The sequence below is a fragment of the Tenacibaculum profundi genome (assembly GCF_057162725.1).
In genome coordinates, this window is record NZ_CM169894.1 from 3,352,645 (window position 1) to 3,366,467 (window position 13,823).

The 13,823-nt window shown below is 30.3% G+C and carries 10 protein-coding genes; 1 reads left to right on the top strand and 9 read right to left on the bottom strand.

Going from position 1 to position 13,823, the window contains the following annotated elements; translation table 11 throughout:
* Positions 1 to 119: 119 nt before the first annotated feature.
* From AC2GW8_RS13565 to AC2GW8_RS13595, 7 genes are all read right to left on the bottom strand, one after another.
* Complete coding sequence (locus AC2GW8_RS13565) at positions 120 to 614, bottom strand: lipocalin family protein (RefSeq protein WP_440880411.1); 495 nt, start codon at positions 612 to 614, stop codon at positions 120 to 122.
* A gap of 86 nt (positions 615 to 700) precedes the next feature.
* Positions 701 to 1,918, bottom strand: a complete 1,218-nt coding sequence (locus AC2GW8_RS13570) for a hypothetical protein (RefSeq protein WP_440880412.1) — start codon at positions 1,916 to 1,918, stop codon at positions 701 to 703.
* 228 nt (positions 1,919 to 2,146) lie between these two features.
* Positions 2,147 to 3,160, bottom strand: coding sequence for a hypothetical protein (locus AC2GW8_RS13575; RefSeq protein WP_440880413.1), 1,014 nt, complete (start codon positions 3,158 to 3,160; stop codon positions 2,147 to 2,149).
* A gap of 72 nt (positions 3,161 to 3,232) precedes the next feature.
* Positions 3,233 to 4,372 carry a hypothetical protein gene (locus AC2GW8_RS13580; protein WP_440880414.1) on the bottom strand — a complete coding sequence of 380 codons (1,140 nt, stop codon included), beginning with the start codon at positions 4,370 to 4,372 and terminating at the stop codon, positions 3,233 to 3,235.
* A gap of 187 nt (positions 4,373 to 4,559) precedes the next feature.
* Positions 4,560 to 5,900 (bottom strand): hypothetical protein, encoded by a 1,341-nt coding sequence (locus tag AC2GW8_RS13585; protein WP_440880415.1) that lies wholly within the window; start codon positions 5,898 to 5,900, stop codon positions 4,560 to 4,562.
* Between the two features lie 170 nt (positions 5,901 to 6,070).
* Positions 6,071 to 6,595, bottom strand: a complete 525-nt coding sequence (locus tag AC2GW8_RS13590; protein ID WP_440880416.1) for a hypothetical protein — start codon at positions 6,593 to 6,595, stop codon at positions 6,071 to 6,073.
* Between the two features lie 159 nt (positions 6,596 to 6,754).
* Positions 6,755 to 7,636, bottom strand: a complete 882-nt coding sequence (locus AC2GW8_RS13595; RefSeq protein ID WP_440882220.1) for a tyrosine-type recombinase/integrase — start codon at positions 7,634 to 7,636, stop codon at positions 6,755 to 6,757.
* 333 nt (positions 7,637 to 7,969) lie between these two features.
* Between AC2GW8_RS13595 and AC2GW8_RS13600 the strand changes: the two genes are divergently transcribed.
* Positions 7,970 to 8,719 (top strand): thioesterase II family protein, encoded by a 750-nt coding sequence (locus AC2GW8_RS13600; protein WP_440880417.1) that lies wholly within the window; start codon positions 7,970 to 7,972, stop codon positions 8,717 to 8,719.
* Positions 8,720 to 8,857: 138 nt separating this feature from the next.
* On the opposite strand, the gene AC2GW8_RS13605 is transcribed toward AC2GW8_RS13600, so the two are convergent.
* Complete coding sequence (locus tag AC2GW8_RS13605) at positions 8,858 to 9,316, bottom strand: SET domain-containing protein (protein ID WP_440880418.1); 459 nt, start codon at positions 9,314 to 9,316, stop codon at positions 8,858 to 8,860.
* A 469-nt stretch (positions 9,317 to 9,785) separates the two neighbouring features.
* Entirely contained in the window at positions 9,786 to 13,232 is a 3,447-nt protein-coding gene (locus AC2GW8_RS13610; protein ID WP_440880419.1) for a methylmalonyl-CoA mutase family protein, read from the bottom strand.
* Positions 13,233 to 13,823: the final 591 nt, after the last annotated feature.

A 13,823-nucleotide genomic window follows, 5' to 3' on the forward strand; every position in this document is an offset into this window, starting at 1 on the left:
TAGTAGCGGATTTTTAAACAGACTAGCTTTTCGGCTTATCACAGACCTTTTTTATATTTACTTACTTCTATTTTAGTTATTAAACCGCTATTATTTTTATACAATGTTACAAATCGTTTTTAATCTTTTGAATATTCTTGAATTAATATTGACCCAAATAATAAATTACCTGCTGCATCAAAACCTCTAGTTTCTTTTCGGACAGTCAAAAGCTTATTATTATTTGATAAAATAATTTCGTCATATTTTTGACTTAAATCAACAACGCTATTTTCAAAAATTACCATACCAAATATTTGATAACCGTTTGTTGAACTATAGGACCAAATTCCATTGGATATTGACTCAACTGAGTCGTAACACTCTCCGTTTGGGTCTTCATTAAATTTTGAGAAAGTATAATCCTGATTAGAAGAAAATGTCATAACATTTCTTTCTTTACATTCAGAAAGTGATTCTTCCGATATTAGGACTTCATCTAAATCGAGTTTTTTTTCGGATTTAAGATTCCAATTTCCAATAATTGGGTCTTGATTTCCAGATTCGTCCTCTCTCGAGCAAGATAAAATAATAAGCCCAATTAAAAATCCAATCAATAAATTCAGCTTTTTCATAGTATTAAATTTAATTCAAATTATTTGTAACGTTTTGTATAAACCCCGTTTTAATGGGGTTTATACGCTGTTATAAGCCGTTACGCTTATTTTTTATTTTTTAATAATTTCTGAACTAAAATTTCTAAATCTTTAATTCTAGAATTTTGCTCTTTCAACTCTTCAATTTCTTTTTGCTGAATGACTAATTTTTTCTCCTGCTCAATGGTATATAAAGTTAATTCCTCAATTTTTTGTAATAATTTAGCATCCATTTCGCCTAAAAAGAACCCATTTTGTTCTACCTCTTTAGCACTTGGAATATCTTTTAAATGTCCTTTTTCTTTTATATGATTTTCAACATCAAGTAAAGTTGGTAAGTGATAGTCTTCTTTAAACACGAAATCTGCCCAATTTGAATAAGTTGCAACTTTAACTTCTGTTGCTGCTATTTTCCCATTAACACCTAATTTGAAGCCTTTTGTGTTAGTTGTTCCTATTGCTACATTTCCTCCTGCATCATTCAATATTAAATCTCCTAAAGTACCATTTACCTTACTTCGAATATAAAGGTTACCAGTTGGAGCAATATTTTCCAAAACAAAATGGTTAGAACTCAATGAAGATGTCCTTATTTTAAAATAATTACCTAATTTAATACCATCATAATTGCTTAAACCACCTAGTTCCAATTTCATTTTAGGTTGGGTTACACCAATGCCGATATCTCCTTCATCTGAAATTCTCAATCTTTCATTCCCATTAGTAGAAAATTTAATAGAAGTATTTTCTCTGTTCAATAAATGAACCTCACTATCATTCTCATTTATAATAACAAATCCATCAGAGGCGTTACTTCCTGAGTGATTATTTGTTAGAGCAATCCTTGAATCAATTCCATTACTATGCACTTGTAAGTTCGTAAACGGGTTTTTTCCAATACCAATAAAACCATTTCTATTTATAAAAAACTTATCATTATTACCATTTTCGTCGACACTTCTAAAAATAGCAATACTTCCACCCGACTTAGCTCCAAAATATAATGTAGAACTTCCATAAATTTCATTTGGGTCAAGAATTAAAGATGATGAACTGGATCCTACTTTAATTGTACTATTCGCAGGATTCCAATATCCCCCAATAGTTGAAGTTGATGAAATATCTAGCTTTCCAATTGGGTCATTATTGCCAAGACTTATTTTACCATCCTTATATATAAAGTCTGACTTAGCTCCATTCTCCGTAGTTATTTTTTCCTGAGCTTCAACACTAATGTTCATTAATATAATAGCAATGATAGTAATTTTAATTTTTGTTTTCATAATAATTTAAATTTATAATTTTTTTTAAGTTGTTTTCTTTTATGGCTTATAACGTTAAATATATGGCAAGTAGGGCAGAAAATAAGTGGTTGTTTTCGGTTTAGCCACAAGCCAAATCTTTTTTATTTTGTTTCTATTTTTAATACCAAATCAAAAGATTTGGCGACTTTGTAAATAAGCAATGACCTTTCGTTTAAACACTAATCGCCCTATTTGCTATATATAGTGTTAGGCAATGCCATTTTTTATTTCTAATTCCTTTATCAGTTTTAAGATATCTTTTTTCGGCTTAGGTTCATCTAGAACTTTCTGTCTCCTCCTAATATTTAATTCGTTCATTTTTAAACTTATCATATCCCAGTCTTTTTCGTAACAAGGGAATTCAAATTCAGAATAGACAAACGCTCCGTGAATTTCATTTCCGCTTTTTACCACAGCTTTATTTGTCAACCTTTTAGATAGTTTAATTAAATTCTTGTCATTAGTTACAAAATAGGGCTTGTTTTGAATTCCGTTAAGAGGAATAGTTGATGAATACTGAGTATTTATTCGATAATGCATAATATCCCAAGCTGTTCCCCATAATTGTCTTTTAGCAAGGGTTTTATCATTTTTTAAACCAATCATTTGTAAAAAGTCATTTTCGCCAGCAAAAATTAGTTTAGCTAACTCTATCTCAGTACTTAAAATTATATCTAAGTCAGTTTCTAACCATCTTATGAAATCAAGAAAGTTATTAGTTGCATTTGTTTTTTTTGGATTATTATTTCTTAATTCTCTAATTTTTAACAAGCTACAATATGTATTGTTAAGCATAGGTGTTAGTGGAAATATATCTTCTTTAGAGATTATTTCTTTTTTTCTAAAACTAGAAAAATCACGAGTTTTTAATTTTTGAATAGGTAAATGCATAGCGAATTCAATTTTATTACCAAAATCACTAAATTTACTAACATCAATAGAATAGTTATTTCGATTATGAGATAGCTCTAGAACTCCAAATGAGCCTAGAATATCAATTTTAGAATTATCTGCATATTCAAATAAACCTATTATTTTTTTAGTTGTATTATCGTTCGTTTTTTTTCCGTCTATATAGTTAATAATATCAAGACAAATACAACTATCTAAAACTAATACGGGAGTTATTCCTTGGGCTAAATGTCCCAATACTTCAAATAGAGAAGGTAGTTCCTCACTTTTTAAAAAGTCAAAAAAATTATATTCTGTTTCGGAGTTCATTTTTGGTTTTGCCTAACGTTTTGTATAAACCCCGTTTTAATGGGGTTTATACGCTGTTATAAGCTGTTACGCTTAGTTTTTATCTTTTAATAATTTTTCAACCAAAGACTCTAATCTTTCAATCTTACCCCTTTGATTTTCGATTTCCTTTTGCTGTTTGTCAAATTTATCCTTTTGAGATTTCAATTTTTTTTCCTGCTCAATTGTATACAAAGTCAATTCCTCTATTTTTTGCAGCAATTTAGCATCCATTTCTCCAAGAAAAATTCCGTTTTTTTCTACCTCTTTAGCACTCGGAATATTTTTTAAATGTCCTTTTTCTTTAATATGTCGTTCTACTTCTTTTAAAGTTGGTAGTTTATAACCTTCGTAAAAGACAAAATCTGCCCATCCTCCTAACTTTATTTTAACTTCACTAGCTGTTAGTTTACCTCTTATGCCTAAATTACCAGTAGTACTATTTAAATACATTGGATAAAAATTTGGTTTACTTGCTGATTGTCCTGTACCCCAATAAAAATTTCCGTTAGAGTGAAGTCCAAACATAAGCTCGTTACTCTTTCCAGGGTTAAAAACTAGAGCTCCATGACTACCACCAATAAATTCTATCTTGTTTAAAAAACCATTTACTGAGGAGATTGAATTCGAACCTTTAATTTTTATTGAATTTGTAGTTAATTCTCCATTATTACCATTTAGATACATTGAATAATAATTTGGTCTACTTGCTGATTGTCCTGTACCCCAATAAAAGTTTCCGTTAGAGTGAAGTCCAAACATAAGTTCATTACTCTTTCCAGGGTTAAAAACCAGAGCTCCATGACTACCACCAATAAATTCCATCTTGTTTAAAAAACCATTTACTGAGGAGATTGAATTCGAACCTTTAATTTTTATTGAATTTGTAGTTAATTCTCCATTATTACCATTTAGATACATTGAATAAAAATTTGGTCTACTTGCTGATTGTCCTGTACCCCAATAAAAGTTTCCATTAGAGTGAAGTCCAAACATAAGTTCATTACTCTTTCCAGGGTTAAAAACTAAAGCTCCGTGAGACCTATCTGTAAATTGAATTTTATTATAAAATCCATTAACAGAAGATATAGGGTTATTACCTGATAGGTTAATACTTGAAAAATTCTCTTGTGCACTAATTCCGAAACTCATCCCCATCATAGCAATGACAGCAATTTTCATTGTTGTTTTCATAATAATTTAAATTTATAATTGTTTTTAAGTTGTTTTCTTTTATGGCTTATAACGTTTACTGTATGGTTAGTGGCGTTTTTATGATACTACAGTTTTCGTTAAGCAATATACTACATGAAAGAAACTTAACTTTAAGATAAACACTTTGTAGCCATTAACTATACAGATTGTTGTAATTAGTGTTTTCTTAGTTGCTACAATTTCCGTTTGTTATATCATCTACTGATGGGTTAAATAAATTATTTTCAACGCTATAACTTCCTGAAAAACCGTTATTAACTAATGGTGTGAGACCACAAAAATCATTCAAGGAATTATTTTTTTGAATGAATAATCCATCGGTAATTGAGGTTAGATTAGTTAGAGCATTTAAATTTTCTAATGATTGACATCGTAATATTTGCAAGAACTCTATAGATGTTAAATTAACTAAACCATTCAAATTTTGAAGATTTGTATTCAAATTAATTACTATTCTACCATTAAATGACGATAAGTTTTGAAGGCCATTTATGTCGAAAAGATTAGTATTATTTATTATAGTAAGGTTTTTAGAAAGGGTTTGAAGATTGTTTAAACCATTTAAATTTATGAGGTTGGGATTACTTTGTAAAATTAATGCCCCATTAATTGTTGTTATAGAATTTAAATCGAAAATATTATTTAAATTTTGATTTTGGTTGATAGATAAATTTCCGGTTATTGAAGTGATGTTATTTAGTCCATTTAAACTTGTCAAAGAATTGTTTTCTGTTATTTCACAAAAACCTTCTAGAATAGTAATATTTGAAAAACAATTAAGTGAAGTTATTTTGGGATTAAACTTCACTGATATAGATTTAAGAGTTGAAATGTTTTGCAAAGCACTTATATTTTTTAGATTTGGATTGTTGAAAATAGCACAGGTTTCTGCAGTTGTAATATTATTTAAACCATTTAGAGTTGTTAATTCACCATTTGCTGTTATACTCAAATCACCATGAATTTCTTCTAAAGTATTTAAATTAGACAAATCGGTAATTGGTGTTCCAGGATCATCTCCTTGAAATATGTCAATTTTCCCATTAATAACCCTATATTCATTGAGTGCAAAAGCATCAACATCCTCTTGATTTTTTAATAAAACATTTCCGTTAAATACATCTTCTACAACATCACTTATTGAAATTGATACAATACTTTCGGATGATATATCCCCATTAAAGACCTTAATTTTTCCAGTAATTTCTGTTATTATCTCGTAATCGTAAACTGAAACATTATCAACAAATAATTCGCCTGTACTTGAATTTATAGTAAAAGAATTTGCTGGATTTTGCTCATTTATGGAGAATTGAACACTCCCTTGATTTGTTGAGCCAATTACAGTACCAATAGATTGATTTTCATTTGGATTTTCATCAATGCTAAAATTCATATTTTGAGTATTAACGGTAACTGGAATTTCTTCTGGTGAGTCATCACTACTACACGATATAGAAAAAGTAATTATAAAAAACAGTACTATATAATAATATTTCTTTGTCATTTTATTTGGGTTTTAATTTTTTTTCTGAGTTGTTCTGCATTAATTACAACGGTCTAGTGTATGATTTCGTTGCGTGGTTTAAGCACTAAAGTTAGCAAATAAATCACAGATAGAAAGTCCGCGAGGACTTTCGTAAGTAGGCGAGTACTAGCAGTGAATTATACACGGTGTTACCTGCTGTTATTTTTCCATTCAATTAATATTTTCTTTCTCTTTTTTCTGTCTTTTCCTTTTACGCTTTTTAATCTATCCTCACTAAATAACCATTCCACGTATCTTTCTTTAAATACATTGTTATTTAGATAATTGTTTGTACTAAAATAATATTCAATTCTATTTGGATTATTTTCGCAAAAAGTCAGCGTGCAATTTTGAATTTGAGTAACAGTAAAATATGGCATAGGCTCAATTCTATCAGCCATTATGATTGCAATTTCTCCTTTTGTCAAATTCCTATTATGGCATTCCGATTTAATTTTTGTCAAGGTTGTATCAGTAAAATACTCCGCAAGAATTATCAAAGAATTTTCTCCAAATGCTTTTATTTTTTCGGCTTGAACGGTTTTTATTATTTCTTTTGAGTTTTCCGTTTCCGCAATTCCAATTAGCAAAGAGTCAATTTCAGATTCGGTTTGAGAAAATCCCGAGTTGAGATTCAGAAGTAGAATTGATATTATTAAACCAATTTTTTTCATTCGTTTCTATTTGTGTCCAAATTTACTTTTTGTTTAATTATTCAAAAACCTTAAATGAGTGAACAGTCGTTTTTGATTAGTTACAGGTGTTTTTTCATAATTGCAGGTAACTAGCGAATATACACAATTGTGTATATTTCCATTACAAATATAGATTAATTACTGAAAGTAATCGATAGGACTTTTTATATTGGTTAACATATCATTAGCTACGTGAGTGTAAATTTCAGTCGTTCTGCTTGAATTATGCCCCAATAGCTTTTGTATATATCTTAAGTTGGTTCCGTTTTCTAATAGATGGGTAGCAAATGAGTGTCTTAGGGTATGAACAGTTGCAGGAATATTGATCGCTGCTTTTTTCTTTGCTTTATGAAAAATTGAACGAATACTACTGCTGCTGTATTTTTGGTTATTTGGACCTTCAAAGAGCCATTCTTTAGGTTTGTATATAACATAGTAGTTCCTTAGTTCCTCTAATACTTTTGGAGATAATAGGGTAATTCGATCTTTTTTTCCTTTTCCTCCTCTAATCCATATCCGCATTGCTGATGAATCAATATCTTTTATTCGTAAGTTAATACATTCAGATATAAGTAATCCAGCGCTATAAATAAGACTCAGAATAGTTTTATGTTTTACATTGCTTGTAGCTTTGATAAGGTTATGAACTTGAACAGGAGTCAGAACACTTGGTAATTTTTTCTCTTTTCTAGGTCGTTCTAAATCAATTGATAAAATTGGTTTTTTGAGTACTTTTTCAAAGTAAAATTTTATTGTATTAATGCTTTGATTTTGAAATGATATAGATTTTTGGTGTTTAGTAATTAACGTTCTATGGTATTTCTTAATAATGATATCTGTTATTTTGTGAATTGGGATTGGATACACATTCTTAAGAAAAAGCGAAAACATATGATTGTATGATTTTTGAGTGTTTATACTGTAGTTTTTTCTTATTAAAAGATCCATTAAGTCTGCTATCGCTTGTTGATATTCTAAAGCTATTTGAGTTTTTTGATGGTTTAATTTTAAGGATTTTATGGGTTAAATATGAGAAAGATAAACTTAATTATCCGTTTACATTCATTTATAGTCGTTTGTAAACGTTTGTAAATGAATGTAAACGTTTAATATCGTTTAAAGGTTTTCTATTTATGATAAAGAATTTTTCAAGATAATTTAAAATCTTTTTTATATGTTTCGTCAAATTTAACTCAACGGAAAATTAATCTTAAATGATAAGGTCTTCTTAAAACAAAGTGTTGTGTTTGATTGTACTAGTTTTATAAGTATAATAAATAGTAAAAAAGTTTGCTTATATAGTGTTAATAGTAGTAAGTTCGTTAGAACAGATCTAACCAAATAAAAAGATAAATGATGAAAATAATAGCGCTGCCTTTTGCAGGCGGTAACAAGTATAGTTTTAAAAAATTAGAAAAATTTTTACCAAATTCTGTGGCTTGGATCACGCTTGAATTACCCGGTAGGGGAGGGCGATTCGATCAACCAATTTTAGAAGATATAAACCTAATGGTAAGTGATTTATTTGAGCAAATAAAGCTTTACGTGTCAGAGGATGAATACATGATTTATGGTCATAGTATGGGAACAGTGCTTGGATATGAGCTTACAAAGTTACTAGTTAAATTAAAGTATAAATTACCACAATGTTTATTTTTTACGGGTAGGGGAGCTCCAGGAGTTCACGAGATGGATAGAAGATCAATATTACCCAAAAATAAATTTTGGGTTAGGGTAAAAAATATGGGAGGATTACCAAAAGAAATTTTAGAACATGAAGAATTATTAGAGCTATTTTATCCAATTTTAAAAGCAGATTTTAAGGCTTTAGAAAACTATCAATTTATACCGATGCATACACCTCTTCCGATGCCTATTTTTATTAACATAGGAGCGGATGAGGTAGGGGATACGATAGATAAAATTTCAATGGAAGCCATTGAGGCATGGAAAAAAGAGACACTATTTCCGCAAAAAACTGAATTTATTCCAGGAGATCACTTTTTTATTTTGACCTACCCAGAACACGTTGTAACCAAAATAGTGAATGCTTTTCATACTGCTGTAAAAATTAACGAACAGCTAAAAAAAAGGATATATTAATATTATTTATAGATTGAAATTACTATCATAAAATTTTCTTTTTTTAGCAAAGAATCTTTATTCTTAGAATAAATTCAAATATTAAACGAAATAACACCAAAGTAGTCTATTCAATAGGCTACTTTGGTGTTATTAAATTTATTGAGGAACTAGATCCATTTCCAATAAGTAAGGAGCTGTATATTTCTTATACTTTAGTTTTAAAGACGCTGAAAGGTCTTTCCATCCTGTAATGGTTCCTCTACAATTTATAGCATTGCATTGACAGGTATACGGAAAAAAATCTACAGTATAGTTCCGCATGGCATAATCAAATGTAATTTCTTCATCCTGATTTATTTGTCGAATAGCAACAAAGTTATGCGCTCCAGTTTCATTTACCTCAATACCGCAATTAGGATTACAAGAGTGGTTTACCATTCGAATAGTCTTATTGTGCAATACAAAACGATTACTATCAATTTGTGAAGCATGAGAGTGGTTTTCGCTGAGTTCTTGTTCTATTTCTCCTATAATAACGGTTTCTCCTATTTCAATTTTTCTTGAAGCAAATACACCTTTACCTTTGTCTTTTGTTTGTTTTAGGGTTACTATCATTTTTTAGTAGTATTGGTTAAGTTTGATTGTTTGTACCATTCACATTTTAAAATTACCACAACATAAGGTTTTTATTCTCATATGGTCATTTTAAACATCAAATGGTGTTTTTTGTATATCATTTATTTCAATTTTGCTTTGAGCAAAAGAGAGTACCTAAATAATATAGCTGATGATTCATTTGAAGTATTTATGGTTAAATACAACAGTAATAATCACTCTAAAGTACTGTATTTACTGGGTAAATTAAAATAAAATAGGAGCTGGTGAAGTGGTTTTGCTTTATTGAATATGAATGGTCACTTTTATTGTCAGATGTGTAATATTTTCGTTTTTATTGCTTTTATTTTTATGATACTTCGTCTTTATTGTTTTTTATTTTCCAAACTGTGATGTCTTTTACAAAGTAATTAGATACTTAAAAAGTAGTAAGAAGTGTACTTTATTATTAAAGTACACTTCTTATTTTTTACATATTTCTTCTGTATTGACCTCCTACTTCGAATAAGGCAGCGGTTATTTGTCCCAATGAACACACTTTTGAAGCGTCCATCAATTTTTCAAAGATATTTTCATTTTGAATAGCAGCTTCTTGAATAGACTTTAATTGAGTTAAAACCTTTTCTTCATTCGCTTTGTTTAAATTTTCCTTAGTCTTTATCTGTAGTTGTTTCTCTTCTTCTGTAGCTCTAATAACTTCCTGAGGTGTTACTGTCGGAGATCCTTTAGAACTCAAAAAGGTATTCACCCCAATAATTGGAAATTCTCCTGTATGTTTTAATGTTTCATAATACAGACTTTCCTCTTGAATTTTAGAACGTTGATACATTGTTTCCATAGCACCTAGTACACCACCTCTCTCTGTAATCCTATCAAATTCTTTAAGCACCGCTTCCTCAACTAAGTCTGTTAACTCTTCAATAATAAAAGAACCTTGAATTGGATTTTCATTTTTAGCTAATCCAAGTTCTTTGTTAATAATTAACTGAATGGCCATTGCACGACGAACAGATTCTTCTGTAGGTGTGGTGATGGCCTCATCATAGGCATTGGTATGTAAAGAGTTACAATTATCATAAATAGCATATAGTGCTTGTAACGTAGTCCTAATATCATTAAAATCAATTTCTTGTGCATGTAAAGATCTCCCCGAAGTTTGAATATGATACTTTAACATTTGGGCTCTTGCATTTGCACCATATTTATACTTTAAGGCCTTAGCCCAAATTTTTCGTGCAACCCTACCAATTACAGCATATTCAGGATCAATACCATTTGAAAAGAAAAAAGATAAGTTAGGACCAAATTTGTTGATGTCCATTCCTCTTGATAAATAGTATTCCACGTAGGTAAATCCATTAGCTAAAGTCAAAGCTAATTGGGTAATTGGATTTGCACCTGCTTCAGCAATATGATAACCAGAAATTGAAACTGAATAAAAATTTCTAACATTTTTATCTATGAAATATTCTTGCACATCACCCATTAAACGAAGCGCAAATTCCGTGGAAAATATACACGTGTTTTGAGCTTGATCTTCTTTTAAAATATCAGCTTGTACTGTTCCGCGAACTTGTGTTAGTGTGGTTGCTTTAATTTCATTATAGATGTCTGAAGGTAAAACTTGGTCGCCTGTAATTCCTAAAAGAAGCAAGCCTAAGCCGTTATTTCCCTCAGGAAGCTTACCATTATACTGGGGCCTTTCAATTTTTTTATGATCGTATAGTTCTTGCAGTTTAGTTTCGACATCTGCTTCTAGCCCATATTCTTTGATATATTTTTCGCAATTTTGATCAATCGCTGCATTCATAAAAAAGCCCAATAGCATAGGAGCAGGACCATTAATAGTCATTGAAACAGAAGTCATGGCATGACTTAAATCAAAGCCAGAATATAATTTCTTTGCATCATCTAAGCAACAAATAGAAACGCCTGCATTTCCAATTTTACCATAAATATCAGGTCTGTGTCCAGGGTCATTACCATACAATGTAACGGAGTCGAAGGCCGTGGACAGACGTTTAGCTGGCATTCCTAAGCTTACATAATGAAAACGTCTATTGGTTCGCTCTGGTCCTCCTTCTCCAGCGAACATTCTAGTTGGATCTTCACCGGTTCTTTTGAAAGGATACAATCCAGAAGCATAAGGGAATTCTCCTGGAACATTTTCTTGTAAGTTCCAACGAAGTAAATCACCCCAAGCAGTGTATTTAGGTAAAGCTACTTTAGGAATGTCAGAATGTGAAAGTGATTTGGTATGTGTTTCAATATTAATCTCTTTATCTCTTACTTTAAAAGTATAAATAGGGTCTTTATACTTTTTAACTTTAGAATTCCAGTTTAAAATGAGTTCCCAATTGTACGGGTCTAAATTCATTTTAACACGATCAAACTCTTTGATTAATAGTATTAAGAATTGTTTGTTGTCTTCATTTTTACTAAATGTTAAAATTTCTTCTTCGTTAATTCCTGATTTATCTAAAAAAGAAACTGTAGATTTATCTATTTCAGCAACCGAAAGTATTGTCTGATAAATTCCGTAAAGCTTTTGAGCTACTTTCTCCTGATCATCAACTTTTTTATCGTAAGCTCTATTATTCTCTGCAATTTCAGATAGATATCTTGTTCTAGCTGGAGGGATTACAAAGATTTTTTCAGACATCTCTTTCGTAATCTCAAAAGTAGATTTTAAGTCAGCTCCAGTCCTATCAACAATTTTATCCATAATAGCTTTGTATAATGAATTCATTCCTGGATCGTTGAATTGTGAGGCAATTGTTCCAAATACAGGCATTTCATCCATAGGCACATTCCAAAGATCATTATTACGCATGTATTGTTTTTTTACATCCCGTAAAGCATCTAAAGCACCACGTTTATCAAACTTATTGATGGCTACTAAGTCAGCAAAATCTAGCATGTCGATTTTTTCAAGTTGTGTAGCTGCTCCAAATTCAGGAGTCATTACATATAAAGAGGCATCAGAGTGCTCTATTATTTCTGTATCAGATTGACCAATTCCAGAAGTTTCTAAAATAATTAAATCAAATTCAGCTGCTTTTAATACTTCAACAGCCTCATTTACATATTTAGATAGTGCCAAATTAGATTGACGCGTGGCCAGCGACCTCATGTAAACGCGGGGATTATTAATGGCATTCATACGAATACGATCACCTAATAAAGCCCCTCCAGTTTTACGTTTTGAGGGGTCAACAGAAATTAATCCAACAGTTTTATCAGGAAAGTCCACCAAAAAACGTCTTACCAATTCGTCAACAAGACTTGATTTTCCAGCACCACCTGTGCCTGTAATTCCAAGAACAGGGGTTTTTGACGTTTTGTTTTTTTTATGAATGGTTGCAAGAGTGTCTTTTGCCACTTCAGGAAAGTTTTCCGCTGAAGAGATAATTCTAGCAATACTCCCTATTTTTTTATCAGATAGATGTTTTACCTCTCCATTAAGAGTTTTTCCAATCGGGAAGTCAGATTTTTTAACAAGATCATTAATCATACCTTGTAAACCTAGTTCGCGACCATCATCAGGAGAGTAAATTCTAGTAATTCCATAATTCATTAACTCTTCAATTTCCTCTGGAAGTATTACACCACCGCCGCCACCGAAGATTTTTATATGACTAGCTCCTTTTTCTTTAAGTAAATCATACATGTATTTAAAATACTCATTATGACCGCCTTGGTAAGAAGTTAAAGCAATGGCGTTTGCGTCTTCTTGAATTGCGCAATTAACAACTTCTTCAACACTTCTATCATGTCCTAAATGAATAACTTCAACCCCTGTTGATTGAATAATTCTTCTCATAATATTAATAGCGGCATCATGACCATCGAATAAAGAAGCTGCTGTAACAATCCTTACTTTATATTTAGGTTTATAGGGAGTTATTTGTTCCATCCGTAATTTTAGTTGAATATTTAGAATGCAATTTACGGAAAACAAAAAAAAGATTAAGGTATTTTAAAAACTATATATAATTAAGAAAGGCCCAGGGCTTTCTATTATTTAAGTAATTAATATTTCCTTCATTTAAGTAGGCTTCTTTTTCAAAACTTATATTTTTATAGGCAAGTGCTGTATTTTGATATATCAGCAATTTTATAATCCATTCCATTATATAGAAAAAAAAGAAGAGTAAAATGAATGTTTCTCTTTGCTGTTTTAAGTGTATTTCTTCATGATTAATTAGGAAAATATCACTTTTAAGTGAAGTTTTCTTTAGAAAAATAAAAGGATATACTGCAAGCCCTGCGAAGCCTTTTGGAATAATGTATTTTGAAATAACTATCACAACACAAAGGTAGTCATTATTATATAGCTATAATTTGATTTCATATGTTATTCTTACTTTTTAAAGAAAAGGTTTAAATAATTTAATATTTATTTTGTTTGGCACTAAAATTGATAGTTATTTTATAGAAATACTACGAAGTATATCACGTAAATATAATCAAATTGGATCAACGGGAATCAACTGGTTTCTTTTAG

Coding starts and splice junctions, on each gene's coding strand:
- AC2GW8_RS13585 (WP_440880415.1), bottom strand. CDS start 5,900: ATGACAAAGAAATATTATTATATAGTACTGTTTTTTATAATTACTTTT.
- AC2GW8_RS13610 (WP_440880419.1), bottom strand. CDS start 13,232: ATGGAACAAATAACTCCCTATAAACCTAAATATAAAGTAAGGATTGTT.
- AC2GW8_RS13575 (WP_440880413.1), bottom strand. CDS start 3,160: ATGAACTCCGAAACAGAATATAATTTTTTTGACTTTTTAAAAAGTGAG.
- AC2GW8_RS13590 (WP_440880416.1), bottom strand. CDS start 6,595: ATGAAAAAAATTGGTTTAATAATATCAATTCTACTTCTGAATCTCAAC.
- AC2GW8_RS13600 (WP_440880417.1), top strand. CDS start 7,970: ATGATGAAAATAATAGCGCTGCCTTTTGCAGGCGGTAACAAGTATAGT.
- AC2GW8_RS13565 (WP_440880411.1), bottom strand. CDS start 614: ATGAAAAAGCTGAATTTATTGATTGGATTTTTAATTGGGCTTATTATT.
- AC2GW8_RS13605 (WP_440880418.1), bottom strand. CDS start 9,316: ATGATAGTAACCCTAAAACAAACAAAAGACAAAGGTAAAGGTGTATTT.
- AC2GW8_RS13580 (WP_440880414.1), bottom strand. CDS start 4,372: ATGAAAACAACAATGAAAATTGCTGTCATTGCTATGATGGGGATGAGT.
- AC2GW8_RS13570 (WP_440880412.1), bottom strand. CDS start 1,918: ATGAAAACAAAAATTAAAATTACTATCATTGCTATTATATTAATGAAC.